Source organism: Thalassospira sp. A3_1 (assembly GCF_017744215.1).
GTDB lineage: Bacteria > Pseudomonadota > Alphaproteobacteria > Rhodospirillales > Thalassospiraceae > Thalassospira > Thalassospira lucentensis_A.
In genome coordinates this window covers 231,296-258,208 of record NZ_JAGHQQ010000005.1, presented here as the reverse complement: position 1 = coordinate 258,208, position 26,913 = coordinate 231,296, and the positions used below count along the sequence as shown (strand labels likewise).

The window sequence follows — 26,913 nt, the reverse complement described above, 5'->3', positions numbered from 1 at the left end:
CGCGATTTCTCATGACATGCTTCGTGCCCGCAATTTTTGTTGTGGGCCTTACAGCTTCTTCAGACAAGGTTGGAAATCATGTTTTCCGATCTACGGGTGCCAAAATGTCGGCTTTGGTCGGTATTTCTTGGCGCAGTCGCGACATGCACCAAAGCATAGCTTCAGCTTCACTCAACGAGCAGGCGGCAATCCGCCCCGGCCTTGAGCGTCCCGCTTTTACTGGTGCCCGGCCTCTGAAGATCAAACCTTATAGGATCATTGTGAGCGGGATTCGGATTACGTTCTGATGCTCCAACTCCTTGAGAAACTTGCATATGAAAAGAAATACCATAGTCGCGGGCTCTGTTTCCAGACGTGCGCTGCTTCGCGGTCTCGTGACATGTGCTGGCCTCTACCTGTTGCCAGCAACAACCCTTGCCGCGGTTAGTGAAAGCTCAAACAGTGCAATTGCTTTTGATAGCAATGCGCTGATTATTGCACGCGGGTCATTGCTTCTGTATCGCGATAGGGATCGAAACTGGATAACATTGCCGGAGATGTCGGCAGGTTCCATTCTCACACTTGCAACACATCCGGAACGGCCGGGCCGAGTTATTGGTGGTCTGGATACCGGCAGGATTGTTCTGTCTGTAGATGGCGGGAAAAGTTGGGACGTACGTGGGCAAGGACTGCCAAAAGCGGCAGTCACTGCCATCACAACTGCGGCGACAAACCCAGATACCATATATGCCGCCATTCGCGGTGACGGCTTATGGCAGAGCGATGATGCTGGTCAGTCATGGGTGTTTGTCATGGACCGGCCATGGTTAGCGAATGCCGAGCGAGATCTGACAGCACTGTCTTCAGTCGATCTGGCAACCGGAATGGGTGGGATCTGGCTATATGCCGGAACCGATACCGGTGTAACGCGTGTGCCGGATTGTTTCTGCCGTTGGCAGGATGTTCAGCCGGGCGATGCCATGGATGCTCTTGCGTCCGGAAAGCAGGCAACTCCCAAAGTACCCTTACCTGAGGGTGAACCTGTGAGTGCGCTGGTCAGTGCGGTATCGCGACCGGCCACACTTTATGCCGGATTGCCATCCGGAATTTGGCAATCGCAGGATGCGGGTGTCACCTGGTTAAAGCGTTCAGAAGTTATCGCAACAGCACTCGCGGTTCATCCGCTACGCGCTGATGATCTCGTAATTGTGAATAACGACGGGGTTTTACAAAGCCCAGACGGTGGCAGGACGTGGACCGCCATTGCGAACATATGATGATGGAGAAACAGATGAGAAAATTAGTGATTGTGACAGGTGTTGCGATTCTGGCTGTTGCCGGAAGTGCTGCATTTACAATGTTTGCTCCGGGAAAAGGAGAGGCGCAAACGAACGTGACAGTAGCTGGTGAGAGAAGCAAATCGATCACAATCTATCGGGACCCGAACTGCGGATGCTGTGATGCCTATGGCGAATATCTTGAGACCAATGGATATCAGGTTACCCGTGTCGATGATCGCGATTTCGACAAGCGATCCGTTGCCGCCGGTGTCCCGGAGCAAGGGCTGGGCTGCCATTTGGCCGAGATTGACGGATATGTCGTAAGCGGGCTGGTTCCCGCCGAGATCATTGAACGGATGCTTGATGAACGCCCGGATATAACGGGTATCACGCTGCCCGGCATGCCACCAAATGCGCCGGGCATGGCACGTGAAAAAACCGGGACGCTGAAAACCTATGCGTTCGGAGAGGACGGCATTGCCGTTTACGCCAATGAATGAGTGTTTTGGACAGATGATGGATAGCTCGATGATGGGTAGCCCGATGATGATGCTGATGATGGCGGGAGGCGGTCTTGTGTTCCTTCTGATCCTTGCGATCCTGATCATGAGCGTTCTCGCGTTGTTTAAATATCTACGGGGCAGGAAATGAGTGCGGTATTGCCCGGATCATTGGTCACCGGATTAATGGCTGGTGTCGGCATGGCTTTGCTGTCCGGGGTGGCGGATGCTGGATCAACGCCCGAGAATCTGACTTTTCTGGAAAAGCCGATCACTCCGGAACAGATTGCACTGGGCAACGATGTTTATGCTGAATTCTGCGCATCGTGCCATGGCGCAAATCTTGAGGGGCAGGAAAACTGGAAGCGCCGCCTTGATACCGGGCGGATGCCGGCCCCGCCACACGATGCCAGTGGCCACACATGGCGCCATAGCGATCAGGAACTGTTTGCGATCACCAAGTTCGGGGTTGGCGCTGTCGTGCCGGGGTATGAGAGCGATATGCCTGCATTTGAGGATGTGCTGAGTGATGAGGAGATCATCGCGGTACTTGGCTATATCAAGAGTGTCTGGTCGGACGAGGAACGTGCATTCCAGCACAATCTGAATCCTAAAGACAGGAGGGCGAAATGAGTGCAGTCCCCAAAGAACATCGCCCGCAAAAGCACTTCAACCGGCTGATCTATTTTCTGCCGCTTGGCATCGCCTTGATATTGGGTGTGGCCCTGGCGAAGGGATTGACTCTTGATCCCAACACACTCCCCTCGGCCCTGTTGGGCAGACAGGTCCCCGAATTTGACCTTCCGCCGGTAAAAGGCCGGATGCAAGGTTTGTCGAGTACGGATATCAAAGGTGAAGTGTCGCTGGTCAATGTTTTTGCCTCCTGGTGTGTCGCGTGCCGTGAAGAACACCCCGTGTTCATGAAACTGGCCCGCGACGGCACCGTTCCACTGCATGGTCTGAACTATAAGGATCAGCCTGACGACGCTGCAGAATGGCTCGATAGCCTTGGCGATCCCTATACGAGAACCGGCGCGGACATTAACGGGCGTGTGGCAATTGACTGGGGCGTCTATGGCGTCCCTGAGACCTTCGTTGTCGATGCAAAAGGGAACATTGCTTACAAGCATGTCGGGCCGGTAACGGAAAAAGTGTTGGCCGAGACCATTCTGCCAAGGGTCGAAAAATTGCGTAATGAGGCCTCAGGTGCCGGAACTGCGGAGGCACCTCGATGAAGAGCCTCTTGGTGTATATGAACCTGAAAGTGGGGTTTGCCGCTGGCATCATACTGGTGGTTGTTACCACATTGACCATAGTTTCGTTACGCAACGAGAAGAATGCCCCCCATCAGGCGACGGACAATGCAAGGCAGCTTCAACACCGCTCGTTTGTCATGCATGATGTTCCCCGGCCTCTTCCCGGGTTCGGGTTTGAGGATGCCGAAGGTCGGCCTGTGACACTGAGTGATTTTGAGGGAACGGTCGTCTTGCTGAATGTCTGGGCGACCTGGTGTGTTCCTTGCCGCGAGGAAATGCCAACCCTGGATGCCTTGCAGGCCGAACTTGGCAATTCGGTCTTCAAAGTTATCGCTTTGTCAATCGACCGGGCCGGAGCGGATGTCGTGCAGGATTTCTATAGCGAAATCGGCATCCGGAATCTGGACCTCTTCATCGATCCAACCATGAAAACCACGACGGCTCTGGGCATCCCCGGTTTACCGACGACGCTTCTGATTGACAGGAACGGCCGCGAGCTTGGTCGACTTGTCGGACCGACCGAATGGGCGACAGCAGAGATGATAGATTTTCTTAAATCCCACATCTACACCGATTGAGGAAGGAACTCCTATGACCGAGATACAACAAGCCAAATCCGGTAATACCTCGCTTGGGCATGACGTGGTTCATGCCGTTCGATATTACCTGAAGGGACGTCGCGGTGTATTTGTGCTGGCTGGAACTGCCCTTGTCGCTGGGCTTGCATTTAACTGGAGCTGGCTGGTTGCCGCCGGTATCGCGCCATTGCTCGTCTCCGTTCTGCCGTGCGTGGCGATGTGTGCGCTGGGTTTGTGCATGAACAAAAAGGCCTGTTCATCGCAAAAGAGCGCCAGCGATATCGCCCCTTCATCCGATGAAACCCCGAAAAACAGTCTTCCCGGCAACGAGGCCGGAAGGTCCCCGGCTGCATCAGGCGCAAATATAGCGTCTGTAACACCCCAGTCGGGACATGAGTCCACAACCGAAAGGAATGTTAGAGATGCGTAAATCAATCAAACTCACCGCGTTTGCCACAATGATGGTCGCGGGACTGGCGACAACAGCCCTATATGCCCAGGAAGCCCAAACTCCGGACAAGCAATCCCCGATGATGGAGCATGATGGCAATTCAGGCATGGGGGATATGCAGGGCATGATGGGTATGATGAAGATGATGAGCCAGATGGGGCCGATGATGGAGCAGTGTACTGAAATGATGGCTGCTATGACCGATCACATGCCGCAGCCTTCCGACAAATAACATCGTGACATGACACCCGCCCGGGACAAATACCCGGGCGGGATTTTCCACGGGATCGTTTCATGACATCGCATAATTTCAACCGGTTACGTTTCGTCCGTTCTATATTATGGGGGATGGTTGTTCTTGCTGCCCTACTCTTTGGCGGCGCATATATCTTTCAGGCTTCCGACCACAAGCAGATGTCGTCGGGGGCCGAAGGGACGGGAGAAGCCGCAATTCACTCCGATTTTTCCTTGACCGATCATCAGGGAAACCGTGTAACCGAAGCAAGCTTCCCGGGGCGTTGGCAACTTGTCTTTTTCGGCTTCACACACTGCCCTGATGTTTGTCCGACCACACTGGCCTATATGGCAGATGCGCTTGACCGAATGGGGCCTGAAGCAGACCGCGTGGCACCGTTATTCATTACTATTGATCCGGTACGCGATACGCCTGACGTCATGGCGGAATATGTCGGGGCCTTTCATCCGGCCCTGATCGGGTTGACCGGCAGCGAAAAGGATGTTGCCGCAGCCGCCGAAGCCTTCCGGGTCTATTCCGAAAAGCTGGACGACGATACCGCACCGGACGGCTATTTGATGGCCCATTCCGGGCATATATATCTGATGGCACCGGATGGCCGTTACCAGACTGTCTTTCGGGAAGGAGACCAGTCGGCAGAAGACATGGCAATCCGGGTTCTTGCGATCATGAACGGGAATACAATATGAAAAGAACCGCCATCGCCCTCGTTATGACCTTGCTGACAGCACTACCGGTTTCTGCCGAGAGCCTTGTCGAAATATCTGACGCCTGGGCACGTGCCACGATCCTGACATCCCGTCCGGGGGTGGCATATCTTACGATCACAAGTGCTGCGGCCGACCGCCTTCTGGAAATCACCACACCTGTGGCAGACCATGTGATGATACATGATGTCGTCAAGGTCGATGATGTTCGCCGGATGCGACATGTCATGGCTCTGGATGTTCCCGCCAACCGCCCGGTCACTCTGGCGCCGGGGGCAATGCATCTCATGTTGGCGGGATTGCATGAAAAACTCCGTGAAGGACAGAAGTTTCCCATGACATTGCGCTTTGAAAACGCAGGCGAGATTAGCATTGACGTCGCCATTCTTGGCATAGCTGCCGCCGGGCCGCAGGGGGAAACAGAATGATCCGGTGGTTGTTTTTGATCCTGGCGTTGACGGCCTCACCTGCTTTTGCGAATCATCCCGGTGAAGACCTTGACGAGGTGATGGCGGATAAAGAGCCATATTTTGAGGTGACAAACACCGGAAAGGTTCCAGAGATAGAACTTTTCAACCAAAATCAAGGTCGCTTTAATTTGAGCGACCTTGATGATCAGATACTTATTTTAAGTTTTGTGCCAAGGGATTGTGGTGCAGCCTGTGCAGAACAGCAAACCCTACTGGCGTCCTCTCAGGCGAGGCTGAATATTAGCCCGATGCGGGAAATGGTCACGTTCATTACCGTTCATTCCGAAGATTTTTCAGATACTCCTTCTTGGGATCTGGTGAACTGGCGGCCTGTTATGCCGTCTTCGGATATCAGTGCTGTAACTGTTGCCGATAAATTCGCCAAATTGAGCCAGCGTGACGGGTCTGCACCGATGATTCATATTATCGATCGGAATACCCGCCATGCCGGTATTTTTCACGGCACGAGTTTCAATCAGATGAATCTGATCCTTTACGTGAACGGATTGACAAACGCTGCCCACCCCCCCAAAGCCGCCTGTTGAAAAGGGGTGGCTGGATCAGTTGACAGACTGGTTCTCAAAAGTAGGAAAAGAGCCCTGAACAAAGATAGGCTTAGCACTGTTTGGTTAGCTGACCTTCCTGTTCTCTGAATACTTGGTTCCTGATTTTACGGAATACAGATTAATGCCTGAACTTTCCAATATCGGCATAATAAGCGCGTTCGCCGCAGGCCTCATCTCGTTTCTCTCGCCATGCGTGCTGCCTCTGGTTCCCGGATATATCTCCTATATCGCGGGTGGTGCCTCTCTTTCGACCAGAACGGAGGCAATCCGAGTTGGTCGATTGTCATCTCTTGGTTTCAGCCTGTGTTTCGTTTTGGGCTTCACCACGGTTTTCGTCCTTCTGGGGGCCAGTGCAACAGCACTTGGTCAGTTCCTGCTCGGATACCGGTTCGAGATGAATCTGATTGGTGGCGGCATTGTCATTCTGTTCGGGCTGTTCATGCTGGGAACGCTCCGTCCGGCGTGGATGATGCGGGAAGCGCGCTTTCATCTTGATCTGCCTGGTGGGCGTGTGGTTTCGGCATATACTCTTGGACTTGCTTTTGCGTTCGGCTGGACGCCGTGTATCGGTCCTGTTCTCGGCGCCATTCTGACCGTCAGCGCCGCGTCGGCAACGGTCAGCGATGGTATTGCATTGCTGACCATATATTCCGTGGGGCTAGGTGTGCCGTTTCTCCTGGCGGCACTGTTCACCGAGAGCCTGTCTGCCAGATTGAAATCCATAGGGCGTTTCGGGCGGTTCCTTCGTGCCGCGGCGGCCTTGATCATGATTGTCATGGGCGTGGCCATGGTGACCGGTTATATGTCCGCCTTTGCGTTCTGGCTGCTGGAAACATTTCCTGTTCTGTCGTCTATCGGCTGATCCCGCCTGTCCGGAAGAATTCTGTTGACCTTCCTTTTGCTGGATAGCGTAGCCTTTAACCTCGATATGAAGGAGGTGCAGAATAATGTCTTCCGAAACCGACCCATTGGAGCATGTCATTTTACATGCTTTCAGATATGCCTGCTGGCAGGAAAGGCTTGATATTGCCGAATTCATGCTGGCAGCACTTGAAAAACTTGATCAGGAGCATACGGACTATGTCTCCGAGGATCGTCCGTTGATGGATGCGTACCGCGATTTGACGTCTAGCCTGTAACATCGCAAGAATTGATATCTTGCTTCTTTCACTTCCGGCATTGCCGACATCAAATGCTGTTGTCCTAAGTGCATGACAGTGCCTCCAGCACAGGACATTCCGGTACGTCTTCTCCCGAACATCGTGCAGCCGTCTCCGCCAAGAGCTGTTCGATCCGTTTCAGGTCGGCGATTTTTACGCGCACGTCAGCAAGATGGCTTTCCGTACGCTGTTTGACCTCCGAGCAAGTTTGCAGCTCACCATCCATGAGATCAAGCAATCCCCGGATATCTTCAATCGAAAACCCCAGTTCGCGGGCGCGCAGAATGAACCGCAACCGGGAAACATGTGCTTCATCATACAGCCTGTAACCCGCTTTGCTGCGTGGCGGATCGGGCATCATGCCGGTCTTTTCATAATAGCGGATGGTTTCAGGGTGACAGCCCGTCACCTTCGCCAGTTCGGCACGTTTCAATAGCCTCCCGGAATTGTGATCGTCCATAAGGTCAAAACCCTCTTGAGCCTGTAGCAACTACAGACTGTAGCTTGGATCAGGAACGAGCTTGAGGCAAATCACATGAACGATATCAAACCGGACCCTTTATCGCCCGATGACGGGAAACAGGCAAAAAGAGGTCTGCTTGCGGCTGGCGGTGTGACCGGGGCCATTCTTGCATCGGCCTGCTGTGTCGCACCACTCCTGCTTCTGATGCTGGGTGTATCCGGGGCCTGGATCGGCAATCTGACGGCCCTTGAACCTTACAAACCCCTCTTCGCGACGGTGGCACTGATATTCATCGGGCTGGGGTTCTGGCAGGTCTATTTCAAGACAAAACCGGCGTGCGACGAAGGATCTTACTGCGCCCGCCCCGAATCCGCCCTGATCACCAAATCCGTCCTGTGGTTCTCAACCGTGCTGGTGGGGCTGGCCCTGACAATCAACTGGTGGGCATCGCTATTCTATTAGGAGAAATCGACATGAAACGAACAGACATTATCGTGGCTGGGGCATTTGCTCTGGGACTGGCTGCCATGCATCCGGGAGGTCTTCTTCCGACTGCGGCACAAGCAGCCAGTGCCACATCGCAGGCTGAACAAACAACCGTTTTCGACATCGAAAACATGACCTGTGCCCTGTGTCCGGTAACGGTTAAAACCGCAATGGAAGCTGTCACCGGCGTAGCGGCAGTCGAGATCAATTTCGATGCCAAAACCGCAACGGTCATCTTCGATCCATCCGTTGCCAGTGGTGAAACCATTGGGACCGCTTCGACAAATGCCGGTTATCCGGCCAGGGCGCGGGATTAGACATTGCACCACAACACCATTTTCAAAACCGGGGTCACCGGAACAATTGTTACCGCGATCTGCTGTTTTACGCCCATCCTCGTTGTCACGTTCGGGGCCTTCGGCCTCTCGGCATGGCTGGGCTGGATCGACTATGTCCTCATACCCGGATTGATCCTGTTCATCGCCTTGGTGCTTTACGGCTATCGGCAACGCAACCGGGCACGCATCTGCTGCAGCACCGATACGCAACCGGTCCCACACAAACCAGCCTCCCGGAAAGGGGAACGACATGAATGATTGCTGCACGCCCCGCAAACAGGGTCAGGAATATGATCTTGCTGTCATCGGCGCGGGCTCGGCCGGTTTTTCGGCGGCGATTACGGCCGCTGAACAGGGCGCAAGGGTCGCACTTATCGGCAAGGGGATGATTGGCGGCACATGCGTCAATGTCGGGTGCGTGCCCTCTAAAACCATGATCCGGGCCGCAGAGGCCGTGCATGGTGCCGGGGCGGCAGCGCGGTTTCCCGGCCTTGCCGGCAACGCCCATGTTGCCAACTGGCGGTCGCTGATCAAAGCCAAGGATGAACTGGTTTCCGGTTTGCGTCAGAAGAAATATATCGATCTGCTGCCCGAATATGATGGCATCAATTATCTCGAAGGGGATGTTGTATTTAATGACAGCGGTCTTCTGCTTGACGGCAAAAAGCTTGTTGCAAGAAAGACAATCATTGCAACCGGCACATCCCCGTCATTTCCCGATATTCCGGGCATTGAGAATGTCCCTTGTCTGACCAGCACAACGGCACTTGAACTTGATCAGCAGCCACAATCACTTCTCGTGATTGGCGGGGGATATATCGGTTGTGAACTGGCTCAGATGTTTGCACGGCTCGGCAGCTCGGTTACGCTGGTGACACGGTCACGGCTTCTTCCCGAAGCAGAACCGGAAATTACTGCATCGCTCACTCAGGAGTTAAGGAATGAAGGGGTATCCGTTCGCACGGGCCTCACCTATGAGCGGGTTGAACGGAAGAATGATAAAACGGAACTGACCATTAACGTTGATGGCCAGGCTGAGGTTCTTTCTGCTGAACATATCCTGGTAACGACGGGCCGTAAGCCGAATACAAACGGATTAGGACTCGAAACGGCCGGAATTGAAGTAAATTCGAATGGCGGAATTGTTGTGGACGCTTATATGCGGACAACGCGTCCCGATGTATATGCCGCGGGCGATGTGACCGGACGCGACCAGTTCGTTTATATGGCAGCTTACGGAGCCAAACTTGCGGCACTAAATGCCTATAACCATGACGAACGGACATATGACAACACAACGATGCCTTGGATTGTCTTCACCGATCCACAAGTTGCAGGAGTAGGTCTCTCCGAGGTTCAGGCACAGAAACGGGGCTTTGTGGTCAAGACATCTGTCGTACCGCTTGATCAGGTGCCCAGATCACTTGCCGCCCGTGATACACGCGGTTTGATAAAACTCATTGCAGATGAAGCAACTGACCGCTTGCTGGGCGCTCAGATACTGGCACCCGAGGGCTGTGACAGCATTCAGACAATGGTCATCGCCTTACGTTTCGGCATGACTGCAAAAGAACTTGGTGACACGATCTTTCCGTATCTGACGACCGTCGAGGGACTGAAACTTGCCGCCCAGGGTTTTGGCAAGGATGTTGCCAAACTGTCTTGCTGTGCCGGGTGATGCCATGTGGCGATAATGAGGAATTTGCAATCGTGACACCGGACCTGTTCAATCTGACCGGTCTTGCTTTTGGGCTGGGTTTGCTGGGGTTTATCGAACCCTGCACGATTGGCGCACACATGCTGTTTCTGAACAGCCAGTGCGACCGTCCAATGCGTAGGCGGATCGGAGCCTTGTCAGCATTCATGCTCGCACGCCTGTTGGTCATGGGCGGTTTCGGTGGTGTGACCGTGATGTTGGGACAACGCATGATCGGAGTTCAGACCAACGTATGGCTGGTGTTCGGGGGGATCTATATGGTCATCGGGATTGTCTTCCTGTCCGGTGCAGGCAGACGGTTGCTTCAGCGTATCCGCATAGCACCGGATGGTTGGCGGGTTACGCGCAACCCGTGGGTTCAGGGCATTGCGTTCGGCCTGAACATTCCAGCCTGTGCCGCACCGATCTTGTTTGGCCTGATGGGAGCGGCAACTGCAACAGGTTCCGCCGCGATGGGGTTCGTCCTGATGACCGTCTTTGCTCTGTCGCTATCACTTCCATTGGTGCCGTTTTCTGTCGTGCCGCGATTTGCCTCGTTTCTGGTCGGGCTTACCGACTGGATGCGCGCGCGCCGCTGGTTGACCGGCTTTGTTTTCATCGCCCTTGGCCTATGGTCAATCTGGTTCGGGCTGTTTGTCAATCTGGCAGACTGGGCAGAGGCATGAACTTGGGGAGGCGCCTCTCTGCTGATCTGCGGAAGTGATCTGTCGTAAGTGGGATGATTTATGGAAGATGGGAGACATGTGCATTAGGAGAGGCTTGGCGTAGACACCACGATTGATGTAAAAGGCTTGTTAAGAGTCTTCCTGTGTCGTGGAAGGCCCATTACGTATCAGAACCTTCTGCTTGTGTCATACGTACTGCCTGGCGAATTCTTGAAGCCGTTTGTCGTTCCATCTCGCGCATTTGAAGCAGCATTGCTGCCATCAGGTCTCTCGCCGTCCCGGTTTCCTGTTTTAATTTGGCGATTTCCTGACGCAGACTCATGATCTCATTTTGTTTTGATGATTTTGCTGTTGCCTCAAATGATTTCAGTCTCTCAAGCACTTTGGGATATTTGTACAGTGTTGTCCGGCTATGCCCGGCTTCGCGCGCAACCATACTTTTGTTGATTTTGGGTGTATTGCTGGAATTGGCTTTCAGAGCATGACGCGCGAGGAGCCGATCAATCGCCATCATGAATGCGGCTTCAACAGATGTGGGTGACATGGTTTCATTACCCGGGATTGTTGTTTTCTGCAGCTGCAGCTTCGGTGGTTTCAAGCTTGTTTAGCACCATAATACATTGTTCGAGGCGTTGTTTGCAGAGTTGTGCGAGAGCAAAGTCATCATTGGTTGTTGCCGTTTTCAGATCATCTTGCAATTTGGCCCGGCGGTCTTTCCAGAAGGGCAAATGAGTCTCGTCAAGGACAAGGTTTTGACATTCCCAACATAAATCCGGGCGTGCGGCCGACCATAGCGGCGCACTGATCACCCATCGGGCAGAGCAACCGATGGTACAATTCCCGGTTCCCTGTCGAAACAGGCAGGTTCCGAGGGATGTCTTTCCCCAGCGAATATCATGTGCCCGTATACCCGAGGTACGAACCAGTTCTTCAATATCGCGTGGGCGGTCATCTTCGGGACGGTTGTCCAGAGATTTTCCGAGTTGATTCGCAGTCTCTTTCAGTTTTCCACTGAGGGCCCCCGAGACGTTTTTTCTGCCGGCAATCATTTCGCCAATGAGAGAGACCGTTGACTGAACCGCAGCATCATCAAGGATCTGTTTCAGTTCTGGATCCGCATTTATATATCCCTGTTCCGTCATCGCCATACTGATGTGTTTGAAATGCTCCCGAAGCACCGGGAGCATGCAGCTGTCGCTTCGGATGACATATTGGGCGAAGGATTTGCGCCATTGATGAGAGGTCACAGTCCAATCCTTTACACCGCTTCTGACAAAGAACCTTCTCTGGCAGCGATTGACCCAACTTAAAGTATGGGCTTTCACATCTTTGGTCAGGCTTTTTGTTCGGCTAAAACCGACAATCAGTTCGTTGATGTTTCTTCGAGTGCGCCAGGGGGCGTACAACCTTTCGATGACAGATATTGCCTTGACCGGAACAGGAAGGTGATCACTCCCAACCGGGCGCAGTCCGGTGACCCAGGTGACCGGGCGAGGCGTTTTCGTCGTCTTGTAGATATGACCGGAAAGGTAAAATATCTCATGAAGACCGCTGGCCGACGGTTCAATTTTTATGCAATCGGGCAAGGTATTTTGTGCCAGTGGCGTATCAGAGGCTTGCAGTCCCAGCAATTCACTCACTCTGATACCCGTCAATCCCTGGATGAGGATCAGGCACGCGTCAGTCAGAGAGTTGATGCGATCCCGTAAATGCTGCCTGTCTGGTGCATGTTTTTCGGCAACCAGCAGGTCTTTGGTGTCCGCGAAATGCCGAGCCTGTAAAATGATATCCTCTGCTTCATCAAGCATGCGCAAGGCACTGGTCATTATGTGTAAAAATATGGGGTCCGGGACGGGCGGGACGGATCCCTGTTCCCTGCCTGCCAGCTGTTTCGCGACCTCGAACGCCGTCATGCCATGCCAGGGGGCGCTGCCCGGTACAGGAATTCCGGCTTTTGCCAGAACAGGGGCCTGATATCCCAAAGAAACAGGTAATGCGAGATGTTCCATAAGATACAGGGCATTGAGATTGGCTTTATCGCGTTTATCAATCAGCAGGTCATCAAGATATTGGGCGAATGCGTTGGTATCAAGCGCGCCGAAATGAGCGTAGCCGGATTTGCCCATCCAGCGGGCAAGATAATGAACCCGCCGGGAGAGCTTGCCCATTGAGCCCGGCTTGTATCTATGTCGCTGTCTTGGGTCGACAATCAATGACCAGACCAGTCGACGATGCGCGTCGAGCAATATCGCCCATTTAGGATCAACGAATTTACTGCCGTCCGGCATGATGAAATCCCAGCGTATGGTGCTGGCTGCAGCGTCGTGACCTGGCGTCAGATTGTCGAAGAACCATCTGTCATCAGACCAGCGGGAATGGCGGTTGATCCTCGTTTCCCGCAGATCTTCCGCTGCCATGAGATGATATGCTGTAGCGGTTTGTATAGGGTTCATGTCATTCGATCAGAATGGCGTGGGTTCTTTGAATGTTTTTGGCCTCATGCCAAACACTCTTGGCCGGGAACTTGCTGAGCCAATTGTTCAGGGCCTTTTGTACCGTTGACCAATATAGCCAGCGACCTGGCGGTAAATCGTGACGTGCTTTCTCAATGGCATTGTGGAGATGAAGCAGTTGTGCCAAAGCGTGTGAATTGTCGGGGATCACGGCGGCGCGAGGACATAGCGGACACTCTCCCCAGGCGGTGCAGAGTTGTCCTGTGGACTGGGATGCGAGAGGAGAATCATAGGGGTCGGTGCATTCAAACCCCGGCGTTGCGGCGCGACCTGTATTGTCTGGAATATTGATACGGTCATCGGACTTTCCGGATGTCTGGATATATCGTTCCCGTCGGTTCAAAAGATTGCCCAATGTTTCCCGTCTGCGGTGCCGGGCCGCTTCCGACACATAATGCGTTTCCGTTGTCTCTGTGCGCCAATGATTGAGAATTGCCTGCTGTGCCTTGATATCCCCGTTACTGAGTTGATTGACGATCTCCGAGATGGTGGGGCGAATGTTCGACAAGCTGAAATCAGGGAGTTGATTATCTTTCCTGAAAGCAGAAAGTGCGTTAGGGAAGGTGCAGGTTGCATTGAGATAATGATGAACCCTTCCGTAATTTCTGCCCTGAAATATGAAGAGCATATCATGGTCGGGATCGTGCTCGGCATTTGGTAGTCGTCGGGTCAGCTTTTTGACATTGTTGAAAATGGAAATCGGGCTATCAATCTCTGTGCTGTCTTGAGGATAGGTTCGGACCTGGTCTCCTCTCGCACGTTTCTTCCCGCCGACCACCCGATATCTCGGTGCCAGTTCGGCACTTCCTTTAAGTAAAGAGCTCTCCCGAAGGGCGGATTTTCGTAAAGCCAGTATGGTTTCCGGATTGAAGGCCGTCCTGATTGCCATCATCACGACAAACGGGACCAGAGCGCGCTTCGTTGCATACAGCCACGGGGCAATACCCTTGATTCCTCCGAAAAACTCGATTTGTCGTCTCCGGCCCTCGCAGTCAGCAAAGAATTGTTTGCTGTTCGTGACATAGCCATCATACTGATCTTCAATAGCTGCCAGCAGTGTCTCAAGCTTGTGCTCAGTGGGCGACGCGCCAGCCTGTAATCGTTCCCTGCCAGATTGAATGAGATGGTTTCCTTCTTCCCATTTGGTCATCCATGTCTGCATTTCTTTGATGCAGACGCGCTCAATCGTTACAAGATCGGTGATAGCTAAAATTGATCGATGAGAAACCTGCTCGTTTACGCCCGGCCAAGGGTTTGGCTTAATATAAGCATCCCCGGGGACTTTTCTTGTATATTGTGGATCTTGTTTGAGATAGCGCAACACAACACGGAGTGGGGAGATTAGCCCGGCTTTCGTTTTACTTGTAAGCTGTTGGGTGTCGAGCCAGAAAATGTACTCATTAAAAAGAGTTGTGGTCAGATCCGACAGTTCAAAATGTGCTTTTCCCTGTTCGCAAATAAAAGCAAAGAAGCGATTGAGAGCTTGAACCTTGTTGGTTTGGGTAGAGGGACCAAACTTGCGAATGTGAGAAAAAATGGCCGTAGCAAACGGGACAGACAGATATTCGGCTTTGAGCCAATCGTCACTGACCTTGATCTCTGCACTGCCGCGGTTGGATTTTGCAGTACGGGGACAGTTCAGCGTGAGTTGACACAGTTTTCCGTCAGGTGCCAGCTTTTGAATAACCCCGTATTCTCTCTCTTCTTTTTCCGGACTGGCCAGGTTGTTCCTGTCGAAGGCAGGTACCTCACCCGGGCGATGCGTGAGAAAATATCTGTCCATGCGCTTTCTAGCCATCGCGTAGGGCCTTGAGATACGTATTCAGGTTATCTGTCATAAGTGCTTCCCGAATTTGTACACTCCGCAAATATGTATTGATTGTTGTCGTTATGTGACTATGCCCAAGCAATGTTCGCAGGCTGAGCCAGGGTTCTGCTTTGCCCGCGCGAACCAGTTCAAAATACATGGTAACCGCAAAGGTATGACGGAGGTGATGAAAGCTGTGCAGGGCTTCAGGTCTGTCTGAGGGGCTGGTGGTGCCGTTTTTATGGGAAGAGCACACAAGACCGGCTTTCAGAACCGCGTGCTGAAAGTGGCGCCAGATGGAATGAGCTGTTATTGCTTCACCCGGATTTCTTTTGGCATGGGCGTGATTGACAAAAAGAGCCTCGACAGATGTTTTCGCGCGTCGAACCGCACGGGCCCGTTCTGTTTTTACGTAATGTCGCAGATCATCATGGATTATGCCCGGTATGACAACTGTGCGCGGCTTCAGGCCTTTGGTTTTATACAGAGGCAATGCGACGTTGCTGTAGCTACCATCTTTCTTGAGATTCTTGTATTGCGACAGAGTGAGGTTGGCACATTCGTCAAGTCGCATTCCTGTGGCGACAGCAAGGCTGGCAATGAGCCGGTCTCTGCATGGACGACGATCAGCTTTGTCTCCGGGGATCGAACCAAGTTCGGCGAGCACTCGTTGAAGAGCTTCGGGAGAAAATGCCTCAGCCGTTTCACTGTTATAGGTTCTCGGAAGCAGTTTACTCGTTTTGACCGTATTGTCGCCGGATTGGACATGGGTCATCCGGGTAATTGCATAATTTCGGGGTTTGATACGTTCTTCATAAAACTCTTTCGCATCAAACTCAATCAAGCCTTGTCTGGTCGCCCATTCATAGAAGTCAACTATGGTGCCGAGCCTGCGGCGTACTGTTGCAACAGCATATCGTTTACCGGTTTTAGGTGATTTGCTGCATAAAAGCCTGTCGCGATACAGTTCGATGTCATCAAAACAAGCAGCGTCCCAGTCCCTATGAAACAAGCCTAGATATGAGAACCACTCATACAGGTCATAGGTTAAAGCTGTTTGTGTGTTTCCTACCGAGGGAATTCTCGAGGACCGTACGCATTTGTCATGGAGATAGAATAAGACCGGCTCAACAATTCTGCATCCGTCATAGACAAGATAGTGGAAACCGATAGGGAGACTGTGGCTCTTCACTTGATCCCACTCGGTATCGCGGGTGATCGTTGCAGGTCGAACGATATCCGCTGCTTTGGCAACCGTGTAGTAGGGAACTGTCCGCATGCTTCCCTCATTCCAAATGTCGGGCACCGGGTTTTGTTTGTCATCTTGAGGCTGTGATATCAGACCTTACCTGCACCGCCAGCATGCTGGCGGTGCAGGTAAGGTCTGTGGGCACTGTGGCAGCTAAACAGCCATGTTAGCAAGGAAGTTTGTGTATGTGAACAATGTTAGTAATGTCATATAACGTTGCTTGATATCACCACAGACGATGGTGAAAATGTCCCGGCACTTGTCGGGCCGACCAAGCAGGGGGATATCTATGTCCTTGATCGCCGGACGGGTGAGCCGATCATTCCGGTGAAAGAGGTTCCGGCCCCGGGGGGCGCCATTCCGGAAGATTTCACCGCGCCGACACAGCCGGTTTCGGATCTTACCTTCATGCCTGAACCGCTGACGGAAAAGGATATGTGGGGCATTACGCTGTTTGATCAGCTTGTATGTCGCATCCAGTTCCATCAGCTGAAATATGAAGGTCGCTATACCCCGCCATCCTTGCAGGGGACGCTGGTTTATCCCGGCAACTTCGGCACATTCAATTGGGGCAGTGTGGCGATTGATCCGGAAAAACAGATCATGTTCGGCATGCCAACATATCTTGCTTTCACATCGCAACTGATCCCGCGCGACGAAGTGCCGCCGCGCGGTACGGAAAAGGCCAGCGAGATGGGAATCAACCGCAATGAAGGTGCGCCTTATGCAGTCAGTATGGGGCCGTTCCTGTCACCAGTTGGCGTACCGTGCCAAGCTCCGCCATGGGGCTATGTCGCGGGCGCGGACCTTCGCACTGGCGAGGTTGTTTACAAGCATAAAAACGGTACGGTCGAGGATATGACGCCCCTGCCATTGCCGTTCAAGCTTGGTGTGCCAGGTATCGGGGGCCCGATCATCACCAAGGGTGGTGTGGCGTTTCTTGGTGCGGCGGTTGATAACTACTTCCGTGCCTATGACGTCACCACGGGCAAACAGCTTTGGGAAACGCGACTGCCCGCTGGCGGGCAGTCAACACCGATGACCTACACCACAGATGACGGTACGCAATATGTGCTGATCGTTGCAGGTGGGCATGGTTCTATCGGGACCAAGGCCGGGGATTACGTGATGGCCTACAAGCTGCCCTAAGCATGTTTTGAGTATCTGCAAAAAGCGCCCGGTTTGTCCGGGCGCTTTTTGTTTGGGGCTATTCAAATCGGGAATCGCAACTGGTATTTTGCGAATTTGAGGGATGCTGATCACCCCAAACTCAACCTTTGGGTTCAAGCAGTTCGCAAAAATTTTGCTGATCTTTTGCTTGACCACAGGGCGCGCCAGAAGCGCCTTTGCCGCGAATCATTGGATATCCGGGATTGTAACGGAACTGATACAATCGATTGACGGTTTTTTATCTGTTCCCACTACATATTGTGTTTTCAATCCGGTCCTGAGCAGGCATAACCATTTTCAAACGGGCATTGGAAACGGCGATTTTGGTGATCTGGCAGACCGTCAATCGGGGCAGGATCAGGCAAGTGCCGTTTGATGAAGATAACAAACAGGAAGCGGATCGCCGCCAACGGGCGACCGTTCAGGTAAGGGGACTACAAGCATGAAGATGCTGGATGTGGTGCAGCACGAAAAAGGTGCGCGCGTCATTGTTGATCGTTCGCGCGATGCATTGCTGACCGATTTTGGCAAGGCGGTTTTGAATGACCGCTATCTGATGCCGGGCGAAAGCTATCAGGATCTGTTTGCGCGCGTCGCCAGTTACTATGGTGATAACGAAGCGCATGCGCAGCGTCTTTATGACTATATTTCAAAGCTTTGGTTCATGCCGGCAACCCCGATCCTGTCGAATGGCGGAACGACCCGCGGCTTGCCTATTTCCTGCTTTTTGAACGAGGCGGACGACAACCTTGGCGGGATTGTCGATATCTGGACCGAGAATGTCTGGCTTGCGGCGCGTGGCGGCGGGATCGGTTCGTATTGGGGCAATCTGCGTTCGATCGGCGAAAAGGTCGGAAAGAACGGCAAGACATCGGGCGTGGTACCGTTTATTCGCGTGATGGACAGCCTGACACTGGCTATCAGCCAAGGGTCCCTGCGCCGCGGATCGGCTGCGGTTTACATGCCGGTCAGCCATCCTGAGATCGAAGAATTTTCCGAAATGCGTCGTCCGACCGGTGGTGACCCGAACCGCAAGACACCCAACCTGCATCAGGGCGTTGCGATTTCGGATGCCTTCATGCGTGCGGTTGAAAATGACGAGGAATGGGCGCTGACATCGCCGAAAGACGGGCATGTTGTCCGCAAAATCAGCGCGCGTTCATTGTGGATACGTTTGCTGACGTCGCGCGTTGAAACCGGCGAGCCCTATATGCTGTTCATCGATACCGTGAACCGGGCGGTGCCGGAACACCACAAGCTGGCCGGGCTGAGTGTAAAGACATCGAACCTGTGTTCGGAAATCACATTGCCAACCGGCAAGGATCATCTGGGCGGGGATCGTACTGCTGTTTGCTGCCTGTCGTCGCTGAACCTTGAACATTACCTGACCTGGAAGGATGACACGCAGTTCATCGAAGATATTCTGCGTTTCCTTGATAACGTGCTTCAGGACTTTATCGATCATGCGCCCGACACGATGGCGCGCGCGAAATATTCCGCGATGCGCGAACGTTCGGTTGGTCTTGGCGTGATGGGCTTCCATTCCTTCCTGCAGGCGCAGAAAGTGCCGCTTGAAGGGGTGATGAGCAAGGTCTGGAACAAGCAGATTTTCGATCACGTCAAAAAACATGCCGATGCGGCATCCGAGAAGCTGGCCGAAGAACGTGGTTCCTGCCCGGATGCGGCCGAATACGGCATCAAAGCACGTTTCTCGAATAAAACGGCAATTGCGCCGACAGCCTCGATCTCGATCATTTGTGGTGGTGCTTCGCCGGGGATCGAGCCCATGGCGGCAAATTCCTATACCCACAAGACGCTTTCGGGCTCGTTTAACGTGCGTAACAAGTATCTTGCCGAGGTGCTTGAGGAAAAAGGCCGGAATAACGAGGAAGTCTGGACCTCGATCACTGTGCATGAAGGATCGGTTCAGCATCTGGATTTCCTGTCCGATCTGGAAAAAGACATATTCAAGACCGCGTTCGAGCTTGATCAGCGCTGGCTGATCGAACTGGCCGGTGATCGCACGCCGATGATCGATCAGGCACAGTCATTGAACATCTTCCTAGCATCGAATGTTCATAAGCGCGATCTGCATCAGATCCATTTTCAGGCATGGAAGAAGGGTGTCAAAAGCCTTTATTACTGTCGGTCGAAATCGATCCAGCGGGCCGAGGTGGTTGCGAATATTCCGGGGCGGGCAAAGTCGAATGACGACGATATGCCAAGCCCGGAAAGCTCGTTCGAAATCCCGGCACTGGTTGCGGCTGCCACCGCACAGGCTGCCAGTGAACCTGATTATGATGAATGCCTCGCCTGCCAGTAAGGCGGCTTGAGGGCACGGAAATTTTTGCGAGAAGTGACGATATGTCTGACGATAAAGTAATTGATCTTCTGACGGAAAACCCGGTTTACAAGCCATTCCGCTATCCTTGGGCCTACGAGGCATGGCTGACCCAGCAGCAAATTCACTGGCTGCCCGAAGAAGTGCCGCTGGCTGATGATGTCAAGGATTGGAACCACACGATTTCCGATGCCGAGCGTAACCTGCTGACGCAGATTTTCCGCTTTTTCACCCAATCGGATATCGAGGTGAATAATTGCTACATGCGTCATTATACCCGCGTGTTCAAGCCGACCGAAGTCCAGATGATGCTGGCGGCGTTTTCGAACATGGAAACCATCCATGTCGCGGCTTATTCGCATCTTCTTGATACCATCGGTATGCCCGAAGCCGAGTATGAGGCCTTCCTCCAATACAAGGAGATGAAGGATAAATACGATTACATGCAGATTTGGGGCATCGGCCCGGAAGATGAATATACTGATGAACATGGAGATTTGCGCCTGACGGCACAGGGCAAACGCAACATCGCCAAGACGCTTGCGGTATTTGGCGCATTTACCGAAGGTCTGCAGCTGTTTGCATCATTCGCGATGCTGATGAACTTCCCACGCTTCAATAAGATGAAGGGCATGGGGCAAATCGTGACATGGTCGGTGCGCGACGAAAGCCTGCATTGCGAAAGTATCATTCGTCTGTTTCGGACATTCTGCAAAGAGAACCCGGAAATCTGGGATGACGAAATGCGCAGCGACCTGATCGAGGCCTGCAAAACCATCGTCAGCCACGAAGATGCGTTTATCGATCTTTCGTTCGAAGCCGGTGCCGTGCAGGGCCTGACGGCGGAAGATATCAAGAAATATATTCGCTATATCGCAGATCGTCGCCTTAGCCAGCTTGGACTTGAAGAGCAGTACGGGATCGAACAGAACCCGTTGCCGTGGATGGACGCGATGCTGAATGCGGTCGAGCACACCAACTTCTTTGAAAATCGTGCGACCGAGTATTCCAAGGCCGCGACACGCGGTACCTGGGATGAGGCATTTTCCTGATCCCGATCACGGAATGAATATTATGCAAAAGGCCGCCTTTGGGGCGGTCTTTTGGTTTTGGGGTTCAGGGAGCAGAGAGTTCCTGAAGTCGTTTATCGACGCGTCTGATTTCTTCCAGACGCAGCTTTGGTTCCAGATTGGCGATTGCGGTTGCCGGGTCCATTTCAAGTTCGACACCGGGCGGCAGGGTCAGGGGGCCAAGTGCCGAACGGCGCAGCCAGTAATAGGCATCGGCATAATCGGGTTCAACACCCCAGCCTCGTTCAGTCATAGCGCCCAATAGAAACTGGGCAGCATGCATGCCGTTTTCGGCGGCGATCCTGTAATAATGGGCGGCTTCGACATAGTTTTGTTCTGCCCCGCGTCCGTGAAAATATTGTTCGCCAATCAAAAAGGCTGCATCGGAATTGCCGGGGGCAGCGCGAAGAGCACGCTTGAAGAACTCGGTTGCGCGAAACTGGTCATAGCGCAGTCCCCAGCCATTGAAATACATCAGGCCAAGATAGTAGATCGCATTGGGATGATTGGCACGCGCGGCCAGAGAAAACCATTCGGCAGCCTGCCGGTAATCCTTTGGCCCGGCAAGTCCACGGTAATAAAGCAGCCCAAGGGCATATTGTGCACGGGGATCGTCTTCCTGTGCGGCAACGCGCCATTGCGCGCGGGCCATTTCATAATTGCCGGCCTGATAGGCCTTGTAGCCGCTTGTGTAATCTGCGCGGGCCGGAGGTGCGTGACATGCGAATGCCAAGGCAAGCAGGCCGTATACAAAAGGGCGAATGCCGCGAACGGGCGCACGGAAGAAAAAAATGGAAAGGGGCAAAAGGCGGGACCGATCTTTAACGGGATTTGAACAGCGGGACGACTTTGCGGGCGCGTTTTTCAACGGCATCAAGAACGTTCTGGATTTCGGAGCTTTGTTTGATTTTTTCACCGCTGTGAAGTGCAACGAAATGCCCGGCATTCTTGTGATCTGCACCAAGCTTGATGACGGTGAAGATGGCCGTTTCGTGCGAGGAACGGAAGATCGAAAACATGGCCATGCCATCAAGATGATCAATGGCGTAGTCACGCCATGCACCACTTGCGACCTGTCTGGAATAGGTATTCATGAGTTGCATCAGTTCAGTCCGGTCGAAATGCACAAAGCTTTTGGCTTTGCGATATTGAGCCAGATTGAACAATGTACCCATGTCTTTCTCCGGACGTAATTTCAGAAGGCCGGGTTCGGGCATTTGTGACGCCCTTATGACACGGTAGCGCGCTTTGTCCGCAGCCTCAAGTTTGAATAGGCTGTTGGGGCAAAGTTTTTACAAATATCGTTGGAATTTCAGATGGTTGTCCGAGTTACAGGCTGCGTGATCGGGTCGGTGGCCAGTCAACGGTTTGGGTGCCGGTATTATATGGATCAGGCGTACGATAGCAGCTGACCGAGGCCAGAGTGCGATAGCAATAAAGCGGAGGTTCGGGAACCGGGTCCTTTTTGCAATAGGATTTGCCGTCAATCTTGCGGATGGTTGAGCAATCCCGGCCGGTCGAAAGGGAAACGACGTGATCGACAAGTGTTTTGTCGGTGTTGATGATGCTGACAACATCAAGGGCGATATACCATTCAACGCCTGTGAACAGATTGGTACCCGCAACGTCGGATGCGGTGGTGTCGCAGCCAGAGACCCCGGCGCCAAGCAGCGTTGCGAATAATCCAGCCAGAATGCGCTGGCGGATCATCCGTTTCGCCTCTTGACGGCTATGCGCCTTGTACAAGCTTTTCATCCTGATCTCCGTGCATCGACCGGTCACTATTTGCCCGGTGACGATTAAAATTCCGTTTCCCGAATTTACAAATGCAATCCACGTGCCGTTTTGGCCAACCCAAAAGCCCCCTTTAATGTCGAGGCAGTTTGGCCACATTTCAGCCGGTTTTACCGATTATCCGAACACAGACATTCATTCCGGTAATGGTTCCGGTTCGTTTTCAGGCATCGTTATCTGTCTCAGGCGGCAATTCTTTCCTGCGATATGTGTTTACATCACCCAAAACAGGGGGACCGGGGGCCCTTTGGGGTATGAAAACCGGACTTGCGGGATTTAATTGCGATATTGGCGGTTCCGGATGTCCAGCGGACTTGACCCCTTGCGTACTGGCGCGTTAAATCCTTGCCGGAATTAATTCTGATAAGCGGGCAGGTTGCCCGCTTTCTTTTGATCGGATTGGAGCGGTTTTCGTGGTTGATATTTTCCAGGAAGTCGAAGAAGACCTCAAGCGCGAGCGCAATGAAGCGCTGTGGCGCAAATACGGCAAATACATCGTTGGCGTGGCCGCCGTGATCGTGCTGGGTGTTGCCGGACGTGAAGGCTGGAAAAGCTACGAGGAAAATTCGCGCATCGAAAACGGTACGCGCATGGCAAACGCCATCGAACTGGCACAGGCAGGCGAAGAGAAACAGGATGCGGCACTTGGTGCGCTTGACGCGATCATCGCGGATGGCAATGCCGGTTTTGTCGCCCTTGGTCATTTCCAGAAGGCTGCTGTCTATCTGCGGGCCGGAGCAAAGGATTCTGCTGTTGCCGAGCTTGAGGCAATCGCAGGTAATAGCGACGTCGAAAAGATTTATCGTGATCTTGCCGTGGTTCAGATCGCGATGAACAATGCCGATGGTGCAAATTCAAAAGACTTGATTGCGCGTATTGAACCAATCGCTGTGCCGGAAAATCCCTGGTACTACTCTGCGCGTGAAATGATTGCGATGTTGCATATTGCTGCCGGCGAAATCGAGGCAGCCAAGCCGCTGTTGACCGAAATCGCCGATGACAGCGAAGCACCGTCGGGCATGCGTGCACGTGCGAGTGAAATTCTGAAGGCCGTTGACGCCTGATTGGCGTAATGAAAGCGGCAACCTGTTCACAGGGACTGGATCAGAGGATATGGTTTTGAGACCACGCAACATTAAATCCCTTTTGTGCGTCATGGGCATGTCGGTTGCCGTTTCGGCATGTTCCAGCTGGCTTGGTGAATCCGAAGATCCGCCGCTTCCCGGTGAACGTCTTGCCGTGCTGTCACTTGAAAGCACGGTTCAGCCGGATGTGGCACTAAGCGACCAGCGTGTGGTCCTGCCGGAACCGGAGCCGATGGTCGACTGGCCCCAGAATGGTGGTCTGCCAAGCCATGCCTTGCATCATGTCGGTCTTGAAAACGACGTCTTGCGACAGGATTGGTCGGTTGGCATCGGCGAAGGGTCGATGGATGACAATCTTCTGCTGAACCAAGCGATTGTTGCGCGCGGTGTTGTCTTTACCATTGATGCCGATGCCGTTGTTCGTGCCTTCAGTGCCAAATCCGGCAAACGTATCTGGTCGCTTGAACTGGCGAAGGACGAGGACGAAGACAGCACCCTTTTGGGGGGCGGTCTTGCGTATGAAAACGGTATTCTGTACGCGACGACGGGCTTTGCCGAGGTCATCGCGATTGATGCGCCAAGTGCGACCGTCATGTGGCGTACGCAGGTGACCGCCCCGATGCGCGGTGCGCCGACAGTCCGTGGCGGGCGTGTCTTTGTCGTGACGGTCGATAACCAGACTGTCGCACTGAATGCGATGACTGGTGATACGCTTTGGTCCCATCGTGGTGCATCAGAAGGCGCATCCTTTATCGGCGGTGCGAGCCCGGCCGTGGATCAGGGGGTTGTTATTTCTGCCTACACCACTGGTGAAATGTACGCGCTGCGTGTTGAAAACGGTCAGGTGATCTGGTCCGATGCGCTGGCATCTGCCGGGCGTACCGATGCGGTGTCGGCCATTGCCGATATTCGTGGCCTTCCGGTGATCGACAACAATCTGGTAATTGCGACAAGCAACGCTGGCCTGACCGTTGCGATTGACCTGCGTACTGGGTATCGCGTCTGGGAACTGGAGGCCGGTGGCATTCAATCACCGTGGGTTGCTGGCGACTATGTTTTCGTTCTTACCAACACAAATGATCTGATTGCCTTGCGTCGGGACACCGGACAGGTTAAATGGGTGACCGCTTTGCCGCGTTTTGTCGATCCTGAAGATCAGGAAGAGCCGATGGTATGGACCGGTCCGGTTCTGGTTGGTGATCGGTTGATCGTCGGAAACGAGCAGGGCGAAATCATGACCGTTTCCCCGTATAGCGGCGAGATCATGGGCAAGGATGAAGTTTCCGGCCCGATCACCTTGCCGCCCTCTGTTGCGGGTGACAGTCTTTACTTCCTGACTGCGGATGCCGATCTAATCGCGTATCGCTGACGGGTCGAACACAGTTTTTCGCAAAAGATCCGATCTTTTGCCTGATATGCGCGTGCGCCGGAACGGGGTAAACTGCCCCTCGGCGCACATCGCCGTTTTATAACAATGAGTCTGAAAGTCAGATGTCGCTGAAAGTAGCCATTATCGGTCGCCCCAATGTTGGGAAGTCGACCCTGTTTAACCGTCTGGTCGGCAAGAAGCTGGCGCTGGTCGATGACCAGCCGGGCGTCACGCGTGATCGCCGTTATGGCAAGGCGCGTCTTGGCCATATGGGATTCGACATTATCGATACCGCCGGTCTGGAAGAGGCGTTTGACGATTCCATCGAAGGCAAAATGCGCCAGCAAAGCGAAATGGCCTTCGAGGAATGCGACATAGCATTTTTCCTGATTGATGCACGTGCGGGCCTCACCCCGCTTGACAATCACTTTGCCGACTGGTTGCGCAAGCGCAAGAAACCGGTCTATGTGATTGCCAACAAGCACGAGGGCAAGGATCAGGATGCCGGCCTTTACGAGGCCTATGGTCTTGGTCTTGGCGATGTTGCACCGATCTCGGCCGAGCATGGGCTTGGCATGGAATTGCTGATCGATATCATGCGCCCTCATTGGGAAGAATATCGCGACAAGCAGCGCAAGGCACGGCAGGAAGGCGATCTTGCCGCCATTGATGACGATTTTGAAGATGACGAAATGGACGAGGATGATGGTTCGTTCCCGTCCTTTGAAATCGAATATGACGAAGACGATGAAGGCGAGGAAGAAGTTGTTCGCAAGGACAATTCGAAAATCCAGCTTGCGATTGTCGGTCGTCCGAATGTGGGCAAATCGACCCTTCTGAACCAACTTCTGGGTGAAAACCGTGTCATGACCGGGCCGCAGGCCGGTTTAACCCGTGACTCCATCGCGGTTGACTGGTCCTATGAAGGGCGTCCGATCCGTCTGGTCGATACCGCCGGGATGCGCCGCAAGAAGAAGATCGATGATCGCGTTGAAAAACTTTCAGTCACTGATACCCTGCGTGTGATCCGTTATGCACAGGTCGTTGTCATCATGCTTGATGCGACCAATACGCTTGATAAGCAGGATCTGACGATTGCACGCATGGTCCTTGAAGAAGGCCGTGCGCTGATCATTGCTGTGAACAAGTGGGACGCGGTCAAAGACAAGGCCGGTGTGATGTCGGCACTGCGTGACAAGCTTGATACGTCCTTTGCGCAGGCCAAGGGCATTCCGATCCTGACATTCTCGGCCCTGACCGGGCGTGGCACGGACAGCCTGATGCCGACCGTTCTTGATATCTATGATATCTGGAGCCGCCGTATTCCGACATCGCAGCTTAACCGCTGGCTCGAAGCCATTACCGAACGCCATTTGCCGCCGGTCATTTCGGGGCGTCGTATCCGCCTGCGGTATATGACCCAGGCCAAATCGCGTCCGCCAAGTTTCTTTATCAACTGTTCCAAGGCGGCAGAACTGCCCGAAAGTTATACGCGCTACCTGATCAATGGGCTTCGCGAAGATTTCGACATGCCTGGCGTTCCGATCCGCATTTATCTGCGCAGCAGTGATAACCCCTATGGCAACAAGAAGAAAAAGCGCTAGGACTTGATCGATAAACATCAAACGGGGCAGGAATGCCCC

At 53.3% G+C, this 26,913-nt stretch carries 33 protein-coding genes; 25 read left to right on the top strand and 8 right to left on the bottom strand.

The genetic code is table 11. The annotated features are described in order from the left end of the window. The first annotated feature begins 299 nt into the window (after positions 1–299). The 13 genes from J7395_RS19305 to J7395_RS19245 all read left to right on the top strand — a co-directional run bounded on the left by J7395_RS19305 (position 300) and on the right by J7395_RS19245 (position 7,182). Positions 300–1,256 carry a hypothetical protein gene (locus J7395_RS19305; protein WP_197464518.1) on the top strand — a complete coding sequence of 319 codons (957 nt, stop codon included), beginning with the start codon at positions 300–302 and terminating at the stop codon, positions 1,254–1,256. A 14-nt stretch (positions 1,257–1,270) separates the two neighbouring features. Beyond that, positions 1,271–1,759 (top strand): DUF411 domain-containing protein, encoded by a 489-nt coding sequence (locus J7395_RS19300; RefSeq protein WP_196871077.1) that lies wholly within the window; start codon positions 1,271–1,273, stop codon positions 1,757–1,759. Continuing rightward, positions 1,752–1,910, top strand: coding sequence for a hypothetical protein (locus J7395_RS19295; RefSeq protein WP_181850054.1), 159 nt, complete (start codon positions 1,752–1,754; stop codon positions 1,908–1,910). Before J7395_RS19300 ends, J7395_RS19295 begins: the two co-directional genes overlap by 8 nt. Then, positions 1,907–2,392, top strand: coding sequence for a cytochrome c (locus J7395_RS19290; RefSeq protein ID WP_062959166.1), 486 nt, complete (start codon positions 1,907–1,909; stop codon positions 2,390–2,392). Before J7395_RS19295 ends, J7395_RS19290 begins: the two co-directional genes overlap by 4 nt. Next, positions 2,389–2,994 (top strand): DsbE family thiol:disulfide interchange protein, encoded by a 606-nt coding sequence (locus J7395_RS19285; protein WP_062959165.1) that lies wholly within the window; start codon positions 2,389–2,391, stop codon positions 2,992–2,994. The genes J7395_RS19290 and J7395_RS19285 overlap by 4 nt, the downstream gene beginning before the upstream one ends. Continuing rightward, complete coding sequence (locus tag J7395_RS19280) at positions 2,991–3,593, top strand: TlpA disulfide reductase family protein (protein ID WP_062959164.1); 603 nt, start codon at positions 2,991–2,993, stop codon at positions 3,591–3,593. Before J7395_RS19285 ends, J7395_RS19280 begins: the two co-directional genes overlap by 4 nt. Before the next feature lie 13 nt (positions 3,594–3,606). Then, positions 3,607–4,023, top strand: coding sequence for a hypothetical protein (locus J7395_RS19275; RefSeq protein ID WP_197467363.1), 417 nt, complete (start codon positions 3,607–3,609; stop codon positions 4,021–4,023). Then, positions 4,016–4,276 (top strand): hypothetical protein, encoded by a 261-nt coding sequence (locus tag J7395_RS19270; protein ID WP_062959163.1) that lies wholly within the window; start codon positions 4,016–4,018, stop codon positions 4,274–4,276. Before J7395_RS19275 ends, J7395_RS19270 begins: the two co-directional genes overlap by 8 nt. A 62-nt stretch (positions 4,277–4,338) precedes the next feature. After that, the gene (locus tag J7395_RS19265) at positions 4,339–4,989 is read left to right on the top strand and encodes an SCO family protein (protein ID WP_062959162.1); all 651 of its coding nucleotides are present in this window, start codon (positions 4,339–4,341) and stop codon (positions 4,987–4,989) included. Next, the gene (locus tag J7395_RS19260; protein WP_062959161.1) at positions 4,986–5,435 is read left to right on the top strand and encodes a copper chaperone PCu(A)C; all 450 of its coding nucleotides are present in this window, start codon (positions 4,986–4,988) and stop codon (positions 5,433–5,435) included. The genes J7395_RS19265 and J7395_RS19260 overlap by 4 nt, the downstream gene beginning before the upstream one ends. After that, positions 5,432–6,022: a hypothetical protein gene (locus J7395_RS19255; RefSeq protein WP_062959160.1), complete on the top strand. Its 591-nt coding sequence runs from the start codon at positions 5,432–5,434 to the stop codon at positions 6,020–6,022. The genes J7395_RS19260 and J7395_RS19255 overlap by 4 nt, the downstream gene beginning before the upstream one ends. 142 nt (positions 6,023–6,164) lie before the next feature. Beyond that, positions 6,165–6,905, top strand: a complete 741-nt coding sequence (locus tag J7395_RS19250; protein ID WP_062959159.1) for a cytochrome c biogenesis protein CcdA — start codon at positions 6,165–6,167, stop codon at positions 6,903–6,905. 85 nt (positions 6,906–6,990) lie between these two features. Beyond that, complete coding sequence (locus J7395_RS19245; RefSeq protein ID WP_062959158.1) at positions 6,991–7,182, top strand: hypothetical protein; 192 nt, start codon at positions 6,991–6,993, stop codon at positions 7,180–7,182. 64 nt (positions 7,183–7,246) lie between these two features. Here the strand turns inward: J7395_RS19245 and J7395_RS19240 are convergent, their stop codons facing one another. Further along, positions 7,247–7,663 (bottom strand): helix-turn-helix domain-containing protein, encoded by a 417-nt coding sequence (locus tag J7395_RS19240; protein WP_062959157.1) that lies wholly within the window; start codon positions 7,661–7,663, stop codon positions 7,247–7,249. 75 nt (positions 7,664–7,738) lie between these two features. Here J7395_RS19240 and J7395_RS19235 point away from each other — a divergent pair, with 75 nt between their 5' ends. Genes J7395_RS19235 through J7395_RS19215 form a run of 5 tightly spaced genes read left to right on the top strand, consistent with a single transcriptional unit; the run spans position 7,739 to position 10,872 of the window. Continuing rightward, on the top strand, positions 7,739–8,128 hold the full coding sequence (locus J7395_RS19235) for a mercuric transporter MerT family protein (protein ID WP_062959156.1): 390 nt from the start codon (positions 7,739–7,741) through the stop codon (positions 8,126–8,128). 11 nt (positions 8,129–8,139) lie between these two features. Next, on the top strand, positions 8,140–8,469 hold the full coding sequence (locus J7395_RS19230; protein WP_062959155.1) for a heavy-metal-associated domain-containing protein: 330 nt from the start codon (positions 8,140–8,142) through the stop codon (positions 8,467–8,469). A 3-nt stretch (positions 8,470–8,472) separates the two neighbouring features. After that, a complete protein-coding gene (gene merF, locus J7395_RS19225; RefSeq protein ID WP_101270210.1) occupies positions 8,473–8,748 on the top strand; it encodes a mercury resistance system transport protein MerF in 276 nt (91 codons plus the stop codon). Then, positions 8,741–10,168, top strand: coding sequence for a mercury(II) reductase (merA, locus tag J7395_RS19220; RefSeq protein WP_101270212.1), 1,428 nt, complete (start codon positions 8,741–8,743; stop codon positions 10,166–10,168). Before merF ends, merA begins: the two co-directional genes overlap by 8 nt. Positions 10,169–10,200: 32 nt before the next feature. Continuing rightward, positions 10,201–10,872: a cytochrome c biogenesis protein CcdA gene (locus J7395_RS19215; protein WP_231886908.1), complete on the top strand. Its 672-nt coding sequence runs from the start codon at positions 10,201–10,203 to the stop codon at positions 10,870–10,872. A gap of 160 nt (positions 10,873–11,032) precedes the next feature. Here the strand turns inward: J7395_RS19215 and J7395_RS19210 are convergent, their stop codons facing one another. The 4 genes from J7395_RS19210 to J7395_RS19195 are packed head-to-tail and all read right to left on the bottom strand — an operon-like array spanning position 11,033 to position 16,471. Then, complete coding sequence (locus J7395_RS19210; RefSeq protein ID WP_063093914.1) at positions 11,033–11,416, bottom strand: hypothetical protein; 384 nt, start codon at positions 11,414–11,416, stop codon at positions 11,033–11,035. 7 nt (positions 11,417–11,423) lie between these two features. Then, the gene (locus J7395_RS19205; RefSeq protein ID WP_209223217.1) at positions 11,424–13,289 is read right to left on the bottom strand and encodes a site-specific integrase; all 1,866 of its coding nucleotides are present in this window, start codon (positions 13,287–13,289) and stop codon (positions 11,424–11,426) included. A 37-nt stretch (positions 13,290–13,326) separates the two neighbouring features. After that, positions 13,327–15,183, bottom strand: a complete 1,857-nt coding sequence (locus J7395_RS19200) for a phage integrase SAM-like domain-containing protein (protein ID WP_209223215.1) — start codon at positions 15,181–15,183, stop codon at positions 13,327–13,329. Further along, on the bottom strand, positions 15,176–16,471 hold the full coding sequence (locus tag J7395_RS19195) for a tyrosine-type recombinase/integrase (protein WP_209223214.1): 1,296 nt from the start codon (positions 16,469–16,471) through the stop codon (positions 15,176–15,178). The genes J7395_RS19200 and J7395_RS19195 overlap by 8 nt, the downstream gene beginning before the upstream one ends. Before the next feature lie 186 nt (positions 16,472–16,657). Here J7395_RS19195 and J7395_RS19190 point away from each other — a divergent pair, with 186 nt between their 5' ends. The 4 genes from J7395_RS19190 to J7395_RS19175 all read left to right on the top strand — a co-directional run bounded on the left by J7395_RS19190 (position 16,658) and on the right by J7395_RS19175 (position 21,004). After that, the gene (locus tag J7395_RS19190; protein ID WP_247742295.1) at positions 16,658–17,590 is read left to right on the top strand and encodes a PQQ-binding-like beta-propeller repeat protein; all 933 of its coding nucleotides are present in this window, start codon (positions 16,658–16,660) and stop codon (positions 17,588–17,590) included. 103 nt (positions 17,591–17,693) lie between these two features. Next, positions 17,694–17,987, top strand: a complete 294-nt coding sequence (locus J7395_RS19185) for a hypothetical protein (protein WP_209223213.1) — start codon at positions 17,694–17,696, stop codon at positions 17,985–17,987. Between the two features lie 72 nt (positions 17,988–18,059). Then, on the top strand, positions 18,060–19,934 hold the full coding sequence (locus tag J7395_RS19180) for a ribonucleoside-diphosphate reductase subunit alpha (RefSeq protein WP_209223250.1): 1,875 nt from the start codon (positions 18,060–18,062) through the stop codon (positions 19,932–19,934). Between the two features lie 41 nt (positions 19,935–19,975). Continuing rightward, positions 19,976–21,004, top strand: a complete 1,029-nt coding sequence (locus J7395_RS19175; protein WP_062959532.1) for a ribonucleotide-diphosphate reductase subunit beta — start codon at positions 19,976–19,978, stop codon at positions 21,002–21,004. 64 nt (positions 21,005–21,068) lie between these two features. Here the strand turns inward: J7395_RS19175 and J7395_RS19170 are convergent, their stop codons facing one another. From J7395_RS19170 to J7395_RS19160, 3 genes are all read right to left on the bottom strand, one after another. After that, the gene (locus tag J7395_RS19170; protein WP_247742294.1) at positions 21,069–21,755 is read right to left on the bottom strand and encodes a tetratricopeptide repeat protein; all 687 of its coding nucleotides are present in this window, start codon (positions 21,753–21,755) and stop codon (positions 21,069–21,071) included. Positions 21,756–21,843: 88 nt separating this feature from the next. Continuing rightward, positions 21,844–22,197 (bottom strand): DUF2794 domain-containing protein, encoded by a 354-nt coding sequence (locus J7395_RS19165; RefSeq protein WP_007090374.1) that lies wholly within the window; start codon positions 22,195–22,197, stop codon positions 21,844–21,846. Between the two features lie 154 nt (positions 22,198–22,351). Then, positions 22,352–22,777, bottom strand: coding sequence for a hypothetical protein (locus J7395_RS19160; protein ID WP_209223211.1), 426 nt, complete (start codon positions 22,775–22,777; stop codon positions 22,352–22,354). A 452-nt stretch (positions 22,778–23,229) separates the two neighbouring features. On the opposite strand from J7395_RS19160, the gene J7395_RS19155 reads away from it, so the two are divergent. The 3 genes from J7395_RS19155 (at position 23,230) to der (ending at position 26,874) form a co-directional block, all read left to right on the top strand. Then, positions 23,230–23,880, top strand: coding sequence for a tetratricopeptide repeat protein (locus J7395_RS19155; RefSeq protein ID WP_209223210.1), 651 nt, complete (start codon positions 23,230–23,232; stop codon positions 23,878–23,880). Positions 23,881–23,929: 49 nt separating this feature from the next. Further along, positions 23,930–25,270, top strand: coding sequence for a PQQ-like beta-propeller repeat protein (locus tag J7395_RS19150; protein ID WP_209223209.1), 1,341 nt, complete (start codon positions 23,930–23,932; stop codon positions 25,268–25,270). 122 nt (positions 25,271–25,392) lie between these two features. After that, entirely contained in the window at positions 25,393–26,874 is a 1,482-nt protein-coding gene (gene der / locus J7395_RS19145) for a ribosome biogenesis GTPase Der (RefSeq protein WP_062951930.1), read from the top strand. Positions 26,875–26,913 lie beyond the last annotated feature (39 nt).